This is a genomic window from Kribbella sp. NPDC049227, assembly GCF_043197265.1.
Lineage (GTDB): Bacteria > Actinomycetota > Actinomycetes > Propionibacteriales > Kribbellaceae > Kribbella.
The window spans coordinates 56,882-76,185 of record NZ_JBICST010000003.1; the positions used below are offsets into that span (position 1 = coordinate 56,882).

Below are 19,304 nucleotides of genomic sequence, written 5' to 3' on the forward strand. Positions count from 1 at the left end.
CACCGATCCTGGTAGGTACTGCCGACCATGGGAGGTGACAGTGCGATGGCCGCTCCTAGCCGTGCACTCGCGCCCACCTCGGTGAGCAGCTTCCGACCACCCCGCTTCGGGCTCAGCGGTTCGCGTCTCGGTGAACCGCCGGGGCCGGACGGTGACGAGGCCGCGGTCGCCACTGTGGACGCGGCGTACCAGGCCGGCATCCGGTTCTTCGACACCTCCCCGGCGTACGGAGACTCGGAACGACGTCTTGGTACGGCGCTGCGACGGCGGCCGCGTAGTGAGTTCCTCGTGTCCACCAAGGTGGCGGGTCAGGACGCCGGTGCGTCGGTGCGGGCGAGTGTGCAACGGCTCGGGCTCGCGGTCGACCTGGTGCTCGTCAGCGACCCCGACGAGGCCGCGATCGAGGTGGCGTACCCGGTGCTGGACGAGTTGCGGCGCAGGGGCGAGATCAAGGCAATCGGAGTGGCCTCGGGGGACTGGCGGCTGCTCGATCGGCTCGTGCGCGATGTGGACCTGGACTGCGTGTTGCTGGCCGGGCAGTACTCGCTCCTCGATCAGTCGGCGGCGCCGCTCCTGGATCGTTGCCTGGCGCGCGGTATCTCGGTGGTCGTGTCCGGCATCCTGACCCGGCCGATCCTGCAGAGCGAAAAGTCCAGCGATCCCGTCGCGATCCGGGCCCGGCGGATCTCCGATGTTTGCGAGCGGTACGGCGTTTCGTTGCCGCAGGCAGCACTCGCCTTCCCGGCAAGGCATTCCGCGGTCACGTCCGTGCTGATCGCGGCGGCCAGCCCGGCCGAGATCCGCGCCGACGCGGCCCTGGTGCGGCAGCCGGTGCCGGTCACCTTGTGGCGGGATCCGGAATTGCTGCGATTGGTATCCTGACGGGAGGTTCCGCGGTCTGCGGGGCCCCGGTCGAGTGGCGTCGTACCCGGTCCATGACAAGACGGCGCCCGCCCCAGGAGGGGCCACTCCGATGCATGCCATCGACATTCTCGAAATCGCCGGCGCGGTCACCATTCTGGCCGCCTTCGCGGCCGCCCAGGCGGGCAAACTCCGTCAGCGCACGCTCACGTACCAACTGCTCAACCTGCTCGGCTCAGGGGTGCTCGCGGTGATCGCCGCGGTCGAGTCCTCGTGGGGCTTCCTGCTGCTCGAGGGCAGCTGGGCCGTGATCAGCCTGATCGGCCTGCTCACCCTCAACCGAGGCCGCGAGCCGGCCACGCACTGAGCCGCCCACACCGACGCCGGCCACTGAAATGCAGGGTCAGAACTTGTCGCCGGGGTTGGTCGGCGGCGTCCCCGGAGTCGGTGTACCCGTGGGGGTTCCGCTCGTCGGAGTCTGGCTCGTGGGCGGCGTCGGTCCGGTCGATCCGGTGTTCGGCGGCGGAGTGGTCGGGGTGACCGTCACCGTCACCGTGTTGCTCGGCGTCGGGATGACCGGCTCCGGCTCCAGTGGCTCGGCGTTGCGGAACAGCAGCCAGGCAAGGAACACGGCCAGCGCCATGATGAGCGCCATCGTCACCAGCGCGAAGATCAGCGCCCAGCGCGACGCCGGGCGCAGGATGCTCGGCCACGGCAGCGGCCAGATCCGGAACAGGCCCGGCCGGCGGCGGCCCTCCCAGTAGTGCCGGAAGTCCGGTCCACGGACCCGTCCGTTCTGCGGGACCCGGTCCATCAGTACGGCGGACAGCACGTCCTCGCCGCGGCGCTCCGCGATCAGCCGCTCGTCCGACGCCGCGCTGGTCCCGTCGTCGGTCCGGATCGGGCCGAGCGCGACCCACAGCGCCAGGTCGTCGTCGTCCGAGTCGTTGTGCGCCAGTACGGCGTCGTCCGGCAACTCGTCGACGGCGTTCACGAACCGGTCCCGGGCGGCCGCGTCGTCCGCGGAGCCCTCGGTCATCATCGCGACCACCGCGCTGCGGCCGTCGTCGGCGCTGGCGGTGTACAGGTAGCCGGCCGCGTTCGCGCCGAGGCGGCCGCGCAGCCAGTACTCGCCGACCCGCGGCGGATCCTCGGGCAGCAGCGGCAAAGCTTCCGGGATCACCCGCGCAGGCGCGTCCAACGGCGTGTCCGCCGTACGCACCTCAGCCTGTGATTCCGTCGCAGTCATCACCTCCAATCCCACCACATCCCTGGTAGCACTGTCGCCACCGGGAGAACTCACCCGGTGTGACGGCTCTGGTCGAGGCGTGTGAATTTGGGTCGATGGGGAGGATGGGGAAAGGACCTGGTGGGCCGTCGGCCCGGCGGACCCGGGGATCTGATGGAATGGCCGGAGTTGTGAGTGCGCCACAGCAGCGGCGCGGCGCGGAGATGACCAAGGTCCGAGCGCGGACCCCGGAAGGACAGGCATGACCGAAACCACTGTGCCAGCTGGATCGGTGGCCCAGCAGTCCCGGCTGATCGGCGAGGCCGTCACCGAGGTCAAGCGGGTGATCGTGGGCCAGGAGCACATGGTCGAGACGCTGATGGTCTCGCTGCTCGCCAAGGGCCACTGCCTGCTCGAGGGCGTGCCCGGCGTCGCCAAGACGCTGGCGGTGCGGACCTTCGCGTCGGTGGTCGGCGGCACGTTCGCCCGGATCCAGTTCACCCCCGACCTGGTCCCGTCCGACATCGTCGGCACCCGGATCTACCGGCAGACCCGGGAAGCGTTCGACATCGAACTCGGCCCGACGTTCGTGAACTTCGTGCTCGCCGACGAGGTGAACCGGGCCCCGGCCAAGGTGCAGTCCGCGATGCTGGAGCTGATGGCCGAGCGGCAGGTGTCGATCGGCGGCCAGACCTTCCCGATGCCGAAGCCGTTCATCGTGATCGCCACCCAGAACCCGATCGAGTCCGAGGGCGTCTACCCGCTGCCCGAGGCGCAGCGGGACCGGTTCCTGGTCAAGATCGACGTACCGCACCCGCGCGGGCACGAGGAGTTCGAGATCCTGCGCCGGATGAGCGTCGACCCGCCGGAGCCACGGCAGGTGCTCAAGCCGGAGACGATCCTGGAGCTGCAGCGGTCCGCGGAGCAGGTCTTCGTCCACAACCTGGTGGCGGAGTACGCCGTCCGCCTGGTGATGGCGACCCGGACACCGTCCGACTTCCACCTGCCCGACCTCGAGCCGATCATCGAGCTCGGCGTCAGCCCGCGAGCCACCCTCGGCATGATCGCGGCCGGGCGGGGACTCGCACTGATCCACGGCCGCGACTACCTGCTGCCGAGCGACATCCAGACCGTCGCGCTGGACGTGATGGGTCACCGGCTCGGCCTGACCTTCGACGCGGTCGCGGACAACATCGACCCGCGCGCCGTGATCGAGCGCATCCTGGCCACCGTCCCGCCGCCCCAGCCGGTCTGGCGCGACGGCAACGACGGCACCGGCCGCCCGGAGTTCGTGTAGTGGCCAACCGTCCGGATCCGCGGGCTGCGATGACGATCTCGCAGCTCGCTCCCGAGCGTGCACTCCGGCGGCTGGAGCTGACCGTCGTACGGCGGCTCGAGGGGTTCCTGCACGGTGAGCACCTGGGCCTGCTGCCCGGGCCCGGCACCGAGCTGGCCGAGGCCCGGGAGTACCAGGTCGGGGACGACGTACGACGGATGGACTGGGCCGTCACCGCCCGTACGACGGTTCCGCACGTGCGGGACCTGATCGCGGACCGGGAGCTGGAGACGTGGGCCCTGGTGGACCTGTCCGGGTCGATGGACTTCGGGACGTCGCAGCTGGAGAAGCGGGAGCTGGCTGTCGCGGCCGTCGCCACGGTCGGGTTCCTCACCCACCGGCTGGGTGACCGGTTCGGCGGCCTGATGCTGCGCGACTCGGCGCTGCGGCGCTGGCCGGCCCGGTCCGGGCGTCTGGCTCTGTACGGCCTGCTCCGAGCGCTGCTGGCCGAGCAGATGGGCGACCAGGAGGCGCACCGCAGCGACCTGGCCGCAGCCCTCGAGTCGATGGCCCGGACCCAGCGCAAGAGGGGCCTGCGGGTGGTCGTGTCCGACTTCCTGACCCCTCAGGACGGTGAAGTCGACAGCCGGCTGGAGCCGTCCTGGGAGCGCGCCATGCGCAAGCTCACCGCGCAGCACCAGGTGCTCGCGGTGGAGATCGTCGACCCGCGCGAGCTCGAACTGCCGAACATCGGCGTGGTCACGATCGGTGACCCCGAGACGGGCGAGGTGCGGGAGATCGACACCCGCCGGCGCAAGGTCCGGGAGGCGTTCGGACTGGCCGCACTCGCGCAACGGGAACGAACCCGGATCGCCCTGCGTAGGGTAGGTGCGGGGCATCTGGTCCTGCGGACCGATCGGGACTGGGTCGCCGACACCGTGCGGTTCGTGCTCGCCTACCGGCGAGTGGCGCCCCGCCTGCACCAACCGCCGAAGGGAGTGGCTCGCTGATGGAGTTCCTGTCTCCGGCCAGACTGTGGTTCCTGCTGATCATCCCGGTCGTGCTCGCGGCGTACATCTTCCTGCAGCACCGCCGGTCGCAGTACGCGCTGCGCTTCACCAACATCGCCCTGCTGGACCGGGTCGCGCCGAGGCGGCCGCAGTGGCGGCGGCACCTGGCCGTGGGCCTCGCGCTGCTGTCCGCGCTGTCGTGCATCGTGGCGTTCGCGCAGCCCAAGGACAAGGTCAAGGTGCCGCGCGAACGGGCCACCATCGTGGTCGCGATCGACGTGTCGCTGTCGATGATGGCCACCGACATCGAGCCGAACCGGCTCGAGGCGGCGAAGAAGTCGGCGAAGAACTTCATCAACCAGTTGCCGGGCAAGTTCAACGTGGCGCTGGTCAACTTCGCCGGTACGGCGTCCATCATCGTGCCGCCGACCACCGACCGGGCGACCGTACTGCGTTCCGTCGACGGCCTGGAGCTGGCCGAGTCGACGGCGACCGGCGAGGGCATCTTCACCTCACTGCAGGCACTCACCCAGGTCCCGCCGGACCCTGACCACCCGAACGACCCGGCCCCGGCCCGGATCGTGCTGCTGTCCGACGGGAAGCGGACAGTCGGCCGGACGGCGCAGGAGGGTGCGCAGGCCGCGAAGGCGAAGAACACCCCGGTCTACACGATCTGCTTCGGCACCGACTCCGGCTTCATCGAGATGGACGGCATCCGCCAGCGGGTCCCACCGGACCGGGCCGAGCTGCGCAGCGTCGCCGAGATCAGCGGCGGCGAGGCGTACACCGCGGAGTCCGCGGGTGAGCTCGAGGACGTCTACAAGGACATCGGTTCCTCGGTCGGGTACGACGAGGTGGACAAGGAAGTCACTGCCCGCTTCGCCGGCATCGCCATGCTCTTCACCCTGGCCGCCGCCGGTGCCTGCATCGCCCTGGCCTCGCGATTCCCCTAACCCCGACCAGAAGCGCGACACGGCCGTGATGTAGTTGACACGGCGAGGTTGCTGGTGTTGGTGGGGTCGGTGGTGCAAGATGTACGCAGTTGGTGCTGGGATCGAGTAGTTGTTCGAGAACGCTGGGGAAGGCGCCCCTCGAGCACAGGAGGTCCCGGTGGCGACGACTCGTGGCGTTCTTTACGTCCACACGGTGCCGTCAGCGTTGTGCCCGCATGTCGAGTGGGCCGCGGGCGGCGTACTCGGCGTGCCTGTGAAACTTGACTGGACGCCGCAGCCAGCAGCTCAGGGCACCTATCGGGCCGAGCTGTCATGGCAGGCCGAGGCAGGGACGGCGGCCAAGCTGGCTTCCGCGCTGCGCGGATGGCAGAAGCTCCGGTTCGAGGTGACCGAGGAGCCCAGCAACGGCGTCGAGGGCGAGCGGTACTCGTTCACGCCCGACCTCGGTGTCTTCCACGCGACGACCGGCGTCCACGGCGACATCATGGTGCCGGAGGAGCGGCTGAAGGCCGCGATGCTGAAGGCCGCCAGCGGTGAGGCCGACCTGACCGAGGAGGTCGAACGCTTGCTCGGTCGCCCCTGGGACGACGAGCTCGAACCGTTCCGGTACGCCGGCGACGGGGCACCGGTCCGATGGCTCCATCAGGTCGTCTGAACGGAACCTGAGAACTTCAGAAGAAAGCCATGAACGGCAGGACATCCCCGAACTTTTCGATGAGACTGAGCATCAGACATCTCACCAGGGTGGGAGGGGCCGTGGCCGCTGGGCCACCGGGTGTCGGGACACCCCCGGTTGTCGAACAACAGCGGCCGCACCACGTGAAGGGCGCGGACCTCAGGGTCCGCGCCCTTCCTACGTGTTACAGCGGGATGTTGCCGTGGGCACCGCGAGTGCGGCCGGTGGCTTCGGCGTCGGCGATCGCGGTGGCCAGGGCGGTGCGGGTCTTGGCGGGGTCGACGACCTCGTCGACGACGCCGATCTCGCGGGCTCGGTCGATGCCTCCGGCCAGCTTCTCGTGTTCGGCGGCGAGCTCGGCCTCGACCTGCGGACGCAGTTCAGGGACGACCTCGGCGAGCTTGCGCCGGTGCAGCACCCGGATCGCGGCGACCGCGCCCATCACGGCCACCTCCGCCCGCGGCCACGCGAACACTCGCGTGGCGCCCAGCGATCGCGCGTTCATCGCGATGTAGGCGCCGCCGTACGTCTTCCGGGTCACCAGCGTCACCCGCGGTACGACGGCCTCTGCGAACGCATGCAGGAGCTTCGCACCACGCCGTACGACGCCGTCCCACTCCTGACCGACACCGGGCAGGTACCCGGGCACGTCGACCAGGACCACCAGCGGTACGCCGAACGCGTCGCACATCCGGACGAACCGAGCCGCCTTCTCCGCCGATAGCGCGTCGAGGCAACCACCCAGCCGGAGCGGGTTGTTCGCGATCACGCCGACTGTGCGACCGCCGAGACGACCAAGTGTGGTGACGATGTTCGGCGCCCACCGCTGGTGCAGTTCGACCGAGGAGTCCTCGTCGAGCACCCCTCCGACCAGCGGATGGACGTCGTACGCCCGCTTGGCCGACTCCGGCAGCAGCCCGGACAGATCGATCTCGGGAACGCTGGGCGTCACCGTGCCTTGGTTCGCGAGCAGGTCGGTGACCCGGCGGGCCCGCTCGATCGCCGCGGCCTCGGAGTCGGTGGTGATGTGGACGACGCCGGACCGCCGGCCGTGCGGCTCGGGCCCGCCGAGGCGGAGCATGTCCACGTCCTCACCGGTGACGGAACGAACCACGTCCGGCCCGGTCACGAAGATCCGGCCCTCCGGACCGAGGATCACGATGTCCGTCAGCGCCGGCCCGTACGCCGCTCCGCCCGCGGCCGGACCGAGGACGACGGAGATCTGCGGGATCTTCCCCGACGCCTGTGTCATCGCGTAGAAGATCTTCCCGACCGCGTGCAGGCTGAGCACGCCTTCGGCCAGTCGCGCGCCGCCGGAGTGCCACAGGCCGATGATCGGCACCTGCTCCTGCCGGGCGACCTCGTACGCCCGGACCACGACGTCACAGCCCTCGTCGCCCATCGCGCCACCCATCACGGTGGCGTCGGAGCAGAAGGCGATCACGGGTGCGCCCTCGACGGTCCCACGCGCCGCGACCATCCCGGACAGGTTGTCCGGGGTGATCAGCTCCAGGCTGCCCGGGTCGAGCAGGGCGGTCAGTCGGGTGACCGGGTTGCGCGGGTCCTCTTCGCGGGGCAGCTTGACGGGCTTGGGTACTGCGGGGGCGGTGGTCATAGGTCCTCCGGGGTGAGAAGGAAACTGCGGCGTCGCCCGGCGTACGGCGTACCGTTCGCCGGGCGACTGGCGGCTGGGCTACACCGTCTTGAAGGCGATGGCGGCGTTGTGACCGCCGAAGCCGAACGAGTTGTTCAGCGCCGCGAGGTCCCCGTCGGCCAGCTTGCGCTGTTCGGTCGCGACGTCCAGCTCGATCTGGTCGTCGAGCTTGTCCACGTTGATGGTCGGCGGCACCAGCCGGTGGTGCAGCGCGAGCACGGTCGCGATCGACTCGACCGCACCAGCCGCGCCGAGCAGGTGACCGATCATCGACTTCGGCGCGGTCGCCACCGCGTGGTCGGCGTCCTTGCCGAGCGCCAGCCGGATCGCCAGCGACTCCGCGATGTCGCCCTGTGGGGTCGAAGTGGCGTGCGCGTTGATGTGGGCGATGTCGGCCGGGGTCAGGTCGCCCTCGACCAGCGCCCGCTCCATCGCCCGCCGCGCGCCGGACCCGGTCGGGTCGGGCTGCGCGATGTCGTGGCCGTCCGCGGAGATGCCCGCGCCGGCCAGCTCGGCGTAGATCTTGGCGCCGCGCGCCTTGGCGTGCTCGTACGACTCCAGCACCAGGATCCCGGCGCCCTCGCCGAGCAGGAATCCGTCGCGGTCGACGTCCCACGGGCGCGAGGCCTTCTCCGGCTCGTCGTTGCGCTTGCTCAACGCCATCATCTGGCCGAACGCCGCCAGCGGCAGGGCCATGATCGCGCCCTCGGTCCCACCGGCCAGGACGACGTCCGCGCGGCCGAGCCGGATCTGGTCAAGGCCGAGCGCGATCGCTTCGTTGCCGGAGGCACAGGCCGAGACCGGGGTGTGTACGCCGGCCTTGGCGCCGAACTCCAGGCTCACGTACGCCGCGGACGAGTTCGGCATCAGCATCGGGATCGCCAGCGGCGACACCCGGCGCGGGTTGGACCGCAGGGCGTCGTAGTTCGACAGCGTGGTGTGCAGGCCGCCGATACCCGATGCGACCGCGACCCCCAGCCGCTCCTTGTCCAGCCCGGAGTCCTCCAGGCCGGCGTCGGCCCACGCCTCACGGGCGGCGACCACCGCGAACTGCGCGTTCCGGTCCAGGCGGCGGGCCTTCACCCGCTCGAGCACCTCGGTGGGCTCGACCGCGGCCGGGGCCGCGATCTGGACCGCGAGGTTCTGCACCCACTCGTCGGTGAGCCGGCGCGCTCCGGAGCGACCGGCCAGCAGGCCTTCCCAGGTACCGGACACGTCGCCGCCGAGCGGCGTGGTGGCTCCGAGCCCGGTGATCACGACTCGGGTCTTCGACATCTTTACCTCATCCTTTGCGAGATCTGGGGGACAGGAGCGAGGGGTGGGTGGTGCGGTGCCGGTGTGTGGTGCTCATCGGACAGGTGGTCCGATGAGCACCGGCCAGCACACGGGAACGGCGGGTGGTCAGCCGTTCTGGGCGCGCTCGATGAACGCGACCGCGTCGCCGACGGTCTTGAGGTTCTTGACCTCGTCGTCGGGGATCTTCACGTCGAACTTCTCCTCGGCGGCCACCACGACCTCCACCATGGAGAGCGAGTCGACGTCGAGGTCGTCGGTGAAGGACTTGTCCAGCTGGACGTCCTCGACCGGGATGCCGGCGATCTCGTTCACGATCTCGGCGAGGTTGGAACGGATCTCTTCGGTGCTGGCCATCTTCTCGGTTTCCCTTTCGGATCTGCTGGGCTACTTCAGCCGGGCCGGCCACCTGAGCCGCCCGGACAACTATGGGAGTACTACGGCACCCGGATGACCTGGCCGGCGTACACCAGGCCGGCGCCGAAGCCGATGACGAGCGCGAGGTCGCCGCTCCTGGCCTCGCCGGACTCGCGCATCGCGGTGATCGCCAGCGGGATCGACGCGGCCGAGGTGTTGCCCTGCCGTTCGATGTCGCGGGCAACCTTCACGTGCGCGGGCAGCTTCAGCGCCCGCCGCATCGCGTCGGTGATCCGCATGTTCGCCTGGTGCGGCACGAACAGGTCGAGGTCCTCGGCCTTCACGCCGGCCGCGTCGAGCGCCTGCTGTGCCGTCTTCGCCATCTCGAACGACGCCCACCGGAACACCGGGTTGCCGTCCATCGTGAGGTGCGGCCAGTTGGAACTGCTGACCGCCTCCGGCCAGGACTCCTTCTGGCTGATCACCTCGTGCTGGGTCCCGTCGGATCCCCACACGACCGGCCCGATCCCCGCCTCGTCGGTAGGTCCGACCACCGCGGCACCAGCCCCGTCGGCGAAGATGAACGCCGTACCGCGGTCGGTCCGGTCGGTGATGTCGCTGAGTCGCTCGACCCCGATCGCCAGCACGTACTTCGCGCTGCCACCGCGGACCAGGTCGTTGGCCATCGCGATGCCGTAGCAGAAGCCCGCGCAGGCGGCGGAGATGTCGAACGCGGCCGCGGTCGGCGCGCCCACCTCCACCGCGATCTGGGTCGCGATCGCCGGGGTCTGGTACAGGTGCGTGACGGTCGCGACGATGACGCAGCCGATCTGCGCCGGCTCGATCCCGGCGTCCTTCAGCGCGTCCTTGGCGGCGTTGACCGACATCATCAGGACGGTCTCGTCGTCGCTGGCCCAGCGGCGTTCCTTGATCCCGGACCGGGTCTGGATCCACTCGTCACTGGAGTCGATCTGCTCCAGGATCTCGGAGTTCGGTACGACCCGGCGCGGGCGATACGAGCCGATGCCGAGAACACCGGCGTACGCCGAACCTGTCGACGGCGTGATCGTGGTCATGAGGACGCTCCGTTCGGGTGGAGACGGACCAGCGGCTGCCCGGGGGCGACCGGGTCGCCTTCTTCGACGAGCCACTCGACCACGATGCCGCCGTGCGGCGCCTTGACGTCGAGCTCGTCGCGCAGGCTCTTCACCTTCGCGACGACCTCGCCGGCTTCGACCGTGTCACCGGACTCCCGGCGTACCTGCTCGGAGCGGGTGAACGTGCCCTTCATTGGGGCGACCAACAGTCTCCAGGTCGGCGACGCGTCGATCTCGGACGGGCTGCCGTGCTTGTCCACGAACGCGCGGGCGTCGTCGAGCTGGTCCGGGGTCTTCAGCGCGAACGTCTCGACGCCCTTCAGCGCCCGCCTCGCGATACCGGTCAGCGTGCCGGCCGGCGGCAGCTCCAGGATCCCGGTCACCTCGAGGTCGGCCATCGTCTGCATGCACAGGTCCCAGCGGACCGGCGCGTTGACCTGGGTGACGAGACGCCGCAGGACGTCCTGGCCGTCGTGCACGACCTGGCCGTCGCGGTTCGAGATCAGGCGGGTCCGCGGGTCGTGGGTGCTGATCGCGGTCGCATACCCGGCCAGGGTGTGCACCGCGGGCTCCATGTGCTTGGTGTGGAACGCACCGGCCACCGACAGCGGGATCAGCCGGGTCTTGGCCGGCGGGTCCGCGGCGAGCGCGGCCAGCTCCTCGACCGTGCCGGCGGCGACGATCTGGCCGGGGCCGTTGTCGTTCGCGGGGGTCAGGCCGTGCTCGGCCAGCTTGGCCAGGACCTCGTCGCGGTCGCCACCCAGGACGGCGGTCATCGAGGTGGCGGTCTGTGCGGCCGCGGCGGCCATCGCCTTGCCGCGCTCACGGACCAGGACCATCGCCTGCTCCGCCGTGAGGACGCCGGTGCCGGCCGCCGCCGCGATCTCGCCGACACTGTGCCCGGCGACGGCGCCGACCTTGGTGAAGGCGTCGGCGGGTTGCGGGAACACGGCCAGCGCGGCCAGCAGGCTGGACGCGACCAGCAGCGGCTGCGCGATGGCGGTGTCCCGGATCGTGTCGGCATCGGCCTGCGTGCCGTAGTGGGCGAGGTCGAGGCCGGCTACCGCGGAAAGCCAATGGAGCCGGCTCTCGAACACCGGATCGGCCAGCCACGGCTCGAGGAAACCTGGGGTCTGGGCACCCTGACCGGGCGCGACGATGACGAGCACGTGACAACTCTCCCTGAGCCGGGCCGTCCGTGTCCCTGGAAGGGGCACGAATTCTACCGGGCCGACTTTGTAGGGATCCTACAAAACGTAGCTTCCAGGCTCGGGATTGAGCAGGCGGCCCAAGGCCAGTGCGACACGAAGTGTGAAAGCGTCTCGCGGGTTCAGCGGGTGGTAGCCCGTGAGCTCTGCCACACGCTTCAGCCGGTACCGGACGGTATTGGCGTGGATGAACATCGCCCGGGCGGTCGCCTCGATCGAACCACCCGAGTCCAGGTACGTCGAAACGGTGTCGAGGAGTACACCATCCCCTACTGTGAGCGGGCCGTAGACGTCGGTGGCCAGTTGCCGGCGGGCATGGCCGTCTCCGGAGAGTGACCGTTCGGGGAGCAGTTCGTCGGCCAGGACCGGGCGTGGCGCGGCCGGCCAGGCGGGCGCCGCCCGGAGTCCGGCGACGGCCGCGCGGGCCGACGTCACGGCCGCCATCAGGTCTTTCACGACCGGCCCGACGACGATCGGTCCGGGTCCGAACCAGTGGGCCAGCCTTTGTACGATCTCCACAGGTTTGCTCGTACCACCGAGTACCACCACCAGCCGGTCGCCCTGCATCGCACACAGAGCGTCAGCGCCGGCCTCGCGGGCGGCGAACCGGACCGCGTCGGCGACGTTGGCGTTCCCCTCGCTGGCCGGAGCGCGGCCGACGACCACGGCGATCTCGGCGGATCCCGGCGTACCGGACGATCCGCTCCAGCCGAGGGCGGAGGCGCGGGAGCGGACCGAGTCGTCGGCCTCGCCGCGGATCACCGCGTCGACGACCAGCGCCTCCAGCCGGTCGTCCCAGGCGCCGCGCAACTCCGCGGCCTGCGCGTAGACGGTGGCGGCCGCGAACGCGACCTCGCGGGCGTAGCGCTGCATCGCCTCGCGCACCACCGGTACGTCGTCGGGCGGCAGCAGGTCGCCGATGGTGGTCTCGATCATCTCGATCGTGGTGCGGACCAGGTCGACGGTCTGGTGCAGTGAGATGACCCGGGTGAACTCCCTCGGCGCGGAGCCGAAGATCCGGGTCGGCATCGAGGGGTGCGCCTCGGGATCGCGGAACCAGTCGACGAACGCCGTGATGCCGGACTGCGCGACCAGCCCGATCCACGACCTGTCCTGCGCCGACAGCGTGCCGAACCACGGCAGTTGCTCGTCCATTGCCGCCATCGCCGCGGTGGCGAGCGCGCCGGTCTGGTTCTGCAACCGGTCCGCTCTCGCGAGATGCGCCTTGCTCGCTCGCTTCGCCACGTCCAGACCATAGCTCCCATGTCTTCGGCATGATGGGCCTATGACGGACAACGCGGGTGTGGCGGATGCGGTCGCGGCGCTGCGGGCGATCGGGTACTACCTGGAGCGCGACCAGCAGCCGACCCATCGGGTCAAGGCGTACCGGCGGGCGGCGGACACGATCGCCGCGTTGCCGCCCGCCGAGGTTCGCGCCCGTCGCCGGGCCGGCACGCTGACCGAGCTGGCCGGGATCGGGCCGAAGACCGAGGCCGTGATCGTGGAGGCGATGGACGGCGCCACACCGTCGTACCTGGTCAAGCTCGAGGAGGCGGCCGGTGACCTGACGACCGCCGGCCGGGCGCTGCGCGCGGAGCTGAAAGCGGACCTGCACCTGCACTCGGAGTGGTCCGACGGCGGCAGCCCGATCGAGGAGATGGCGCGGACCGCGCACCGCCTCGGGCACAAGTACATGGCGCTGACAGATCACTCGCCACGGCTCACGGTCGCGAACGGGCTGTCACGGGAACGGCGGCTGGAGCAGATCGAGGTCGTTGCCGAGCTCAACAAGAAGCTGAAGGACGAGCTGGATGGGTTCACGATCCTGAACGGGATCGAGGTGGACATCAACGAGGACGGCTCGCTGGACTGCGACAGCGAGATCCTGGCCCGGCTCGACGTGGTCGTCGCGAGCGTGCATTCCAAGCTGCGGATGGCATCCGAGCCGATGACCGAGCGGATGGTCCGCGCGGTCGCCAACCCGCACGTCGACATCCTCGGCCACTGCACCGGCCGCCTGGTCACCGGCGGCCGCGGCACCCGGCCGGAGTCCGAGTTCGACGCCGAGGTGGTCTTCGAGGCCTGCCGTCAGTTCGGTACGGCGGTCGAGATCAACTCCCGCCCCGAACGCCTCGACCCACCCAAACGCCTGCTGACCCTGGCGGTCGAGATGGACTGCGTCTTCTCCGTCGACACCGACGCGCACGCCCCCGGCCAGCTCGACTGGCAACCCTACGGCTGCGAGCGCGCCGAGGAATGCGGCGTACCCGCCGACCGGGTCATCAACACCTGGGACCAACCCACCCTCCTGGACTGGACTCACTCCTGACCGACGGGCATCCGGCGTAGATTGCTGGGTATGAGCGATCTGGAGAAAGACCCGGCGGAGGTGCTTTCGACCGGGGACGGCGAGGGGCCTGTGGTCGAGTTGCTCGAGGGCCGCGAGGTGGTGCTGGGCCGGTCGACGAAGGTACGGCGACTGCTGCCTAACAAGAACCGCCGGATGGTGGGTGCGTGGTGCTTCGTGGACCACTACGGGCCGGACGACATCACCCACCGGGTCGACTCGTACGACGTGCCGGGGGAGCGGGGGATGCTGGTCCCGCCGCATCCGCACACGAGTCTGCAGACGGTCAGCTGGCTGTTCGAGGGGGAGATCGAGCACCGCGACAGCGTCGGATCGCATGCGTACGTCCGGCCCGGTGAGCTCAACATCATGACCGCCGGCAACGGCATCGCACACTCCGAGGTGTCGACGCCGACCGCGCCGCCCACCCTGCACGGCGCGCAGCTGTGGGTCGCGCTGCCAGACTCGGTGCGTTCCACGACCCCAGCGGCGTTCAACGCGTACGCCGACCTACCCGAGCTCGAGCTGGACGGCGCCCGGGTCACCGTGATGATCGGCACCGTCGCCGGTGTCACCTCGCCGGCGCCGGCGTACACCCCGCTCGTCGGCGCGGACGTCACCGTCGAGCCGGGTCGCACGCTGACCCTGCCGCTCACACCTTCCAACGAGTACGCCGTACTGATCGTGGACGGATCGCTGACGGTCGGGGACCTGACGCCCGGCTTCGGCGAGATGGCCTACCTCGGTGCCGGCCGGGAGTCGGTCAACGTGGTTGCCTCCGACAACGGTGTTCGCTTCCTGCTGCTCGGCGGCGAGCCGTTCGAGGAGCACCTGGTGATGTGGTGGAACTTCATCGGCCGCTCGCACGAGGAGATCGTCGCCGCCCGGGACGCCTGGCAGGCCGCGATCGGGGCCGGCGGCAACGACCGCTTCCCGATGGTGCCCGGGTACGACGGCGATCCGCTGCCGGCCCCGGCGTTGCCGGCTATCGCGCTGAAACCAAGGCCGCGGGCGCGCTGACCTGACGACGGCGGCGGTAGTACGCCCAGGTCAGGAGCAGGACCGACGGACCCCACAGCTGCAACGGTGCGTAGCAGCTGATCATCAGCACGGCCGCTCCGGTGCTGCCGAACGGGATGAAGCTGTCGCTGAAGACGTCCCGGAATCCGTAGGTCCAGATCGCGATCAGCGCGAGCCCGCCGAGGATCGCCGGGATGATCGCGGCGTACGGCGCGACCCGGCGACCGCCGATGAACGGGATCCAGGCCGGCGCGACCTCGCCCCACCGCTTCACCAGACCGAAGGTGATCAGCGCGACTCCCTCGGCGAAGATGGTCAGGCAGACGACGTACAGGTGCTCCCCGAAGCCGTGCAGATGGGCCGGCTGGCCGGAGTCGTCGAGCATCCCCATCGACGAGCCGGCGACCAGACCGAGACGCCACAGCCCGGACGGCAGTGTCATGAACGGGATCGCGTGGGCCAGGCCGTACGCCCAGCGGGGAACGGGTCGCTCGGTTGTTTGCTTCACGCTACGAGCATCCGGCCGCGGGCCGTGCCGGGACCTCACCCGCGGGAGTGAACCGGCTCCCTCCGGAGAACCTTTCAGAGCAGATCGTGGTCGCGGGCGTACGCCGCCGCGGCGGTCCGGGACGGTACGTCGAGCTTGGTGAAGATGTTGGTCAGATGCCGTGCGACAGTCTTGTCGCTGAGCACCAGTTGCTGCGCGATCTCCGCGTTGCTACGCCCGGCCGTGACCAAGCGCAGTACCTCGAGCTCGCGGGCAGTCAGACCGCCCGCGCCGTCGCGGTGCAGCAGCCTCTCGACCTCCTGCCGGGTCGGGACCGCGCCGAGCTCACCGAGGCTGCGGTGCGCGGACGTGAGCTCCGTCAGTGCCGACTCCTCGTCCTCGAGGAGCCGGAACGACCGCCCGATCAGCACCTTCGTCCGTGCGATCTCGTACGGCGCCTGAAGCGTGCTCCACAACCGCAACGCCTCCCGGGCCTGCGGCAGCGCCCGATCCGGGTCCCCGCGCTCCAGTGCGACCAGAGCCAGGGAGTACGCCGCCGCCGCGCGCAACCCGCCGCACCCGAAACCGGCGGCGATCCCGGCCAGTTCATCCGCGGCCGAGTCGGCTTCGTCGACGGCTCCACCGGCCACCAGCACCTCGACCGCTGGTGCGAGCAGGCGCGATCGGTACACCGGCCCCATGGTCTCCGCGAGCAACCGCCGTACCGCCGCGACAGCCGCGGAGGTGCGGCCACGGGCGAGCAGCAGCAGCGACCGGCCCGGCTGAGGGTCGTAACCGAATCCGGCCGCCTCGTCGTAGGAGCTCTCCGCGGCGGCCAGGTCGCCGAGAATCCGGTAGACGTCTCCACGCTCGCTCAGCGCGAGTCCGGCCGCGGCCTGGGCGCCCGACGACGCATAGCGCCGGCACGCGTCGTCGAACTCCTGCACCGCCTCGCCGTAGGCGCTGTGCAACCGCAGGATCTGCCCCCGATGGACGGCGCATTGGCCGGTGAACGGCACCAGATCCGGCTGGGTGTCGCACCACCGGGTGAGTGCGGCTGTCCACGCGGCCGCGCGGGAGTAGTCCTGCACCTCCTGACAGCCTTCGATCATCGCGCAGTACACGTTGCCCGCGAGGATCGGCGACAGCTCACCGGCCGCGACCCCCACCATTGCTTCGTCGAGCATGGCGAGGCCCTCCGGCACGCGACCGGAGTACATCAGCATCCGGCCCTGGCAGACGAGGCCCTGGGCGAGCAGATCGGGTTCGCCGAACCGGCGGGCCACCTCGGTGATCTCGGCTCCGACGCGCATCGCGCCCCCGAAGTCGCCCTGATCGAGGCGGCGGTAGAAGTCGTGGACGAGGAGGTAGCCGCGCTCGACCACGTCACCCTGGTCCGCGAGCAGCCGCTCCCCCCGCGCGGCCCAGCCGCGTCCGATCGCGACCTCGCCGCGGATGTTCAGCACCAGCGCCAGCCAGAAGGCGAGCCGGACCGCGCCCAGGACGTTGCCGTCGTCAACTTCCCGCCGGTACGCGCGCTGCAGCGAGCGGACACAGGCATCGTCGTCCCCGACCAGGTACGCGGCGGTGGCCAGCGTGAGCAGATCGCCGGGGCCCAGGTCGGCGGCGGACGACAGTTGGTCGTACGCCGTCGCCCAGTCCCGCCGGTCGAACGCCGCCCGGGCGCGCTCCAGATCCTCGACTATGCCCATCGCAGTCCCCTCCCCGCGAGGATGAACCCTCCGATCACGCTGGGGCAAGACTCCGGTCCGAGCCGGCCCGCGCCGCGATCCGTTTGGCCAGGTACGCCGCGTCCCGCCCGACACCCGGCAGGGTCATGGACGCGAACGCGTACTGGAAGCACAGACCGCAGAAGAACAGGCCGGGTGCGTCCGCGGCGACCCCGCGCAGTTCCCGGGGCCAGCCGTCGGCACCGATCACGGCTCCGTCGATCCAGTCGAACACCTGCCGGAAGCCGGTGCACCAGATCACGTTCGTCACGCCCAGTGCCCGGCCGTCGCCCAGCACCGGCAGCCCGGCCTCGACACCGGTGACCTTGTCGTGGACCCGCTCGACCCCTCGCGCGAGCAGGTCGGCCCGCTTGACCCGGATCATCGGGCCTCCGTGGAAGCGTCCGTGCTGCATGATCGCGTCGGAGTTCGGCAGCCGGCGGGTGACCAGGTGCCGCCCGACGAACAGGAAGACCGGCCAGAACAGCCGCTCACCCGGCTTGCCCGGCTTGACCGGGAGCTGACCGGGGTCGCGCCCGACCAGAACGGTCCGGTGGGTCTGCGCCACCTCGTACGCGATGTCGGTGCCCGAGTGTGATCCGCCGACCACCAGGACCGGTCCTGGCTTCAGTTGTCCCGGCCGGCGGTACTCGCTGGAGTGCAGTTGCCGGATCGCCGGGTCCAGGTCGACGGCGAAGTCCGGCAGGCTGGGCGTCCGTCCGAACGTGCCGGTCGCCACGACGACGTTGTCGGCCACGATCCGCTCGTCGCCGATCACCACGGTCCAGCGGCCGTCGTGGCGTTCGAGCCGGTCCACCCGGGTGCTGCTCCGGACCGGCAGCGAGAAGTGAGCGGCGTACGACTCGAGGTAGTCGGCGACCTCGTCCTTGCCTGGATACGACCAGGGCTTGCCCGGGAACGGGAGCCCGGGCAGACCGTCGTACTTGGTCGGTGTGTAGAGCCGGAGGGTGTCCCACTGGGCCCGCCACTGGTCGCCGACCCGGGCGTTGCCGTCCAGGATGACGAAGGACCGGCCGAGTTTCTGCAGGTGGTACCCGGTCGCGAGGCCGGCCTGCCCGGCGCCGATGACAACTGTTTCGATCGTGCTGTTCATGCGAGTCTCCGCTCGTTCTCCAACGACGCTGTCGGGACGACGCCGCGCCGAAGCGGGCGGAAGCGCAGCCACCACAGCAGCATCAGCGCGGACGTCACGACGTAGAAGCCGTGCAGGGCCCAGATCGGACCCGCCGGCAGATGCACCACGTAGATGCTGTGGACGGCGTTGCCGACGTTGGCCAGGACGAGGTTCGCCGGACTGTACGACTCCAGGTCGCGGGTCCGGAGCGCCTTGACCACCATCGGCAGCACGCTCGACGCGAAGAGGATCGTGGACACCGTCCCCGCGAGAAGAGCAATGCTTGCGCCAGTCATGTCACCGACGGTAGGGATCGAGCCTCATCCACCGCGTCGGACGGAATACGCAACTCGCGCGCGGTCCGGCGTACGACGTTTGTCGTACGCCGGACAGTGACCCCCGGATCAGAGCTTGATCCAGTAGCGGCGGGCGGTGCCCAGCCAGGTCTCGCGGATGTCCTCCAACTCGCCGCCGTTGCGCTCGATCGTCTTCGCCGATGCGGTGTTGTCCTCGTCGCAGGTGATCAGCACCCGGTCCATCCCGCGCTCGCGGGCCACGTCGAGCACCTGACCCAGCGCCCACGAGGCCAGACCGCGACGCCGGGCCGACGGCCGGATGCCGTATCCGATGTGCCCACCGCCCTCGAGCAGCTTGGCGTTCAGCGCGTGCCGGAGTGTGATCGCACCAAGGTAGTTGCCGTCCTCAACGATCCACCAGTACGTCGCGTGCACCCGGTCCGGCGCGATCGGGCGGGAGTCGTCGCTCTGCTCCCGCAGCCGCTCGGTCCAGGCGACGAACCCCTCGACCGTGGTGAGATCGTCGGCCTCCCCTACGCCGGTGCCGTCCTGGTGCTCCGTACCCCATTCGCGCGACGACTCCAGCCAGGAGTCGCGGAGGTCGACGGTCGGCTCGATCAGTTCAGGCATGGCTCCGAGGGTAGGACAACGAGAGCCGCCTCTCCCGGGAATTTCG

General features: G+C 70.2%; 20 protein-coding genes and 1 riboswitch. Of the genes, 8 read left to right on the forward strand and 12 right to left on the reverse strand.

Going from position 1 to position 19,304, the window contains the following annotated elements; translation table 11 throughout:
• Positions 1-45: 45 nt before the first annotated feature.
• Both ACGFH6_RS12720 and ACGFH6_RS12725 read left to right on the forward strand, forming a co-directional pair.
• Complete coding sequence (locus tag ACGFH6_RS12720; protein WP_393383128.1) at positions 46-882, forward strand: aldo/keto reductase; 837 nt, start codon at positions 46-48, stop codon at positions 880-882.
• A 3-nt stretch (positions 883-885) separates the two neighbouring features.
• Positions 886-953, forward strand: a riboswitch (guanidine-III (ykkC-III) riboswitch).
• Between the two features lie 20 nt (positions 954-973).
• Positions 974-1,228: a hypothetical protein gene (locus ACGFH6_RS12725; protein ID WP_393383130.1), complete on the forward strand. Its 255-nt coding sequence runs from the start codon at positions 974-976 to the stop codon at positions 1,226-1,228.
• 36 nt (positions 1,229-1,264) lie between these two features.
• Here the strand turns inward: ACGFH6_RS12725 and ACGFH6_RS12730 are convergent, their stop codons facing one another.
• On the reverse strand, positions 1,265-2,110 hold the full coding sequence (locus tag ACGFH6_RS12730; protein WP_393383131.1) for a hypothetical protein: 846 nt from the start codon (positions 2,108-2,110) through the stop codon (positions 1,265-1,267).
• Between the two features lie 241 nt (positions 2,111-2,351).
• Between ACGFH6_RS12730 and ACGFH6_RS12735 the strand changes: the two genes are divergently transcribed.
• From ACGFH6_RS12735 to ACGFH6_RS12750, 4 genes are all read left to right on the forward strand, one after another.
• Entirely contained in the window at positions 2,352-3,386 is a 1,035-nt protein-coding gene (locus tag ACGFH6_RS12735; protein ID WP_131350422.1) for a MoxR family ATPase, read from the forward strand.
• A 29-nt stretch (positions 3,387-3,415) separates the two neighbouring features.
• Positions 3,416-4,375, forward strand: a complete 960-nt coding sequence (locus ACGFH6_RS12740) for a DUF58 domain-containing protein (RefSeq protein ID WP_393383133.1) — start codon at positions 3,416-3,418, stop codon at positions 4,373-4,375.
• A complete protein-coding gene (locus ACGFH6_RS12745) occupies positions 4,375-5,328 on the forward strand; it encodes a VWA domain-containing protein (protein WP_131350426.1) in 954 nt (317 codons plus the stop codon). Before ACGFH6_RS12740 ends, ACGFH6_RS12745 begins: the two co-directional genes overlap by 1 nt.
• A gap of 157 nt (positions 5,329-5,485) precedes the next feature.
• Positions 5,486-5,983: a DUF3145 domain-containing protein gene (locus ACGFH6_RS12750; protein ID WP_131350428.1), complete on the forward strand. Its 498-nt coding sequence runs from the start codon at positions 5,486-5,488 to the stop codon at positions 5,981-5,983.
• Positions 5,984-6,188: 205 nt separating this feature from the next.
• Here the strand turns inward: ACGFH6_RS12750 and ACGFH6_RS12755 are convergent, their stop codons facing one another.
• The 6 genes from ACGFH6_RS12755 to ACGFH6_RS12780 all read right to left on the reverse strand — a co-directional run bounded on the left by ACGFH6_RS12755 (position 6,189) and on the right by ACGFH6_RS12780 (position 12,858).
• On the reverse strand, positions 6,189-7,619 hold the full coding sequence (locus ACGFH6_RS12755) for an acyl-CoA carboxylase subunit beta (RefSeq protein ID WP_393383135.1): 1,431 nt from the start codon (positions 7,617-7,619) through the stop codon (positions 6,189-6,191).
• A 78-nt stretch (positions 7,620-7,697) separates the two neighbouring features.
• Positions 7,698-8,933 (reverse strand): beta-ketoacyl-ACP synthase II, encoded by a 1,236-nt coding sequence (fabF, locus tag ACGFH6_RS12760; protein WP_393383137.1) that lies wholly within the window; start codon positions 8,931-8,933, stop codon positions 7,698-7,700.
• A gap of 126 nt (positions 8,934-9,059) precedes the next feature.
• Complete coding sequence (locus ACGFH6_RS12765; RefSeq protein ID WP_130446978.1) at positions 9,060-9,308, reverse strand: acyl carrier protein; 249 nt, start codon at positions 9,306-9,308, stop codon at positions 9,060-9,062.
• A gap of 80 nt (positions 9,309-9,388) precedes the next feature.
• The gene (locus ACGFH6_RS12770; RefSeq protein WP_393383139.1) at positions 9,389-10,384 is read right to left on the reverse strand and encodes a beta-ketoacyl-ACP synthase III; all 996 of its coding nucleotides are present in this window, start codon (positions 10,382-10,384) and stop codon (positions 9,389-9,391) included.
• On the reverse strand, positions 10,381-11,574 hold the full coding sequence (locus tag ACGFH6_RS12775; protein WP_393383141.1) for an acyltransferase domain-containing protein: 1,194 nt from the start codon (positions 11,572-11,574) through the stop codon (positions 10,381-10,383). The genes ACGFH6_RS12770 and ACGFH6_RS12775 overlap by 4 nt, the downstream gene beginning before the upstream one ends.
• Positions 11,575-11,652: 78 nt before the next feature.
• Positions 11,653-12,858 (reverse strand): PucR family transcriptional regulator, encoded by a 1,206-nt coding sequence (locus ACGFH6_RS12780; protein ID WP_393383143.1) that lies wholly within the window; start codon positions 12,856-12,858, stop codon positions 11,653-11,655.
• A gap of 40 nt (positions 12,859-12,898) precedes the next feature.
• Between ACGFH6_RS12780 and ACGFH6_RS12785 the strand changes: the two genes are divergently transcribed.
• A complete protein-coding gene (locus ACGFH6_RS12785; RefSeq protein ID WP_393383145.1) occupies positions 12,899-13,942 on the forward strand; it encodes a PHP domain-containing protein in 1,044 nt (347 codons plus the stop codon).
• A gap of 30 nt (positions 13,943-13,972) precedes the next feature.
• Positions 13,973-14,980, forward strand: a complete 1,008-nt coding sequence (locus ACGFH6_RS12790) for a pirin family protein (RefSeq protein WP_393383147.1) — start codon at positions 13,973-13,975, stop codon at positions 14,978-14,980.
• Here ACGFH6_RS12790 and ACGFH6_RS12795 read toward each other — a convergent pair.
• The 5 genes from ACGFH6_RS12795 to ACGFH6_RS12815 all read right to left on the reverse strand — a co-directional run bounded on the left by ACGFH6_RS12795 (position 14,946) and on the right by ACGFH6_RS12815 (position 19,258).
• Entirely contained in the window at positions 14,946-15,488 is a 543-nt protein-coding gene (locus ACGFH6_RS12795; protein ID WP_393383149.1) for a hypothetical protein, read from the reverse strand. The two genes, ACGFH6_RS12790 and ACGFH6_RS12795, sit on opposite strands and share 35 nt — an antisense overlap.
• Positions 15,489-15,562: 74 nt before the next feature.
• Complete coding sequence (locus ACGFH6_RS12800) at positions 15,563-17,179, reverse strand: LuxR C-terminal-related transcriptional regulator (RefSeq protein ID WP_393383151.1); 1,617 nt, start codon at positions 17,177-17,179, stop codon at positions 15,563-15,565.
• Between the two features lie 34 nt (positions 17,180-17,213).
• Positions 17,214-18,311: a flavin-containing monooxygenase gene (locus tag ACGFH6_RS12805; protein WP_393383153.1), complete on the reverse strand. Its 1,098-nt coding sequence runs from the start codon at positions 18,309-18,311 to the stop codon at positions 17,214-17,216.
• Complete coding sequence (locus ACGFH6_RS12810; protein WP_393383155.1) at positions 18,308-18,628, reverse strand: hypothetical protein; 321 nt, start codon at positions 18,626-18,628, stop codon at positions 18,308-18,310. Before ACGFH6_RS12810 ends, ACGFH6_RS12805 begins: the two co-directional genes overlap by 4 nt.
• Positions 18,629-18,736: 108 nt before the next feature.
• The gene (locus ACGFH6_RS12815) at positions 18,737-19,258 is read right to left on the reverse strand and encodes a GNAT family N-acetyltransferase (RefSeq protein WP_393383157.1); all 522 of its coding nucleotides are present in this window, start codon (positions 19,256-19,258) and stop codon (positions 18,737-18,739) included.
• Positions 19,259-19,304: the final 46 nt, after the last annotated feature.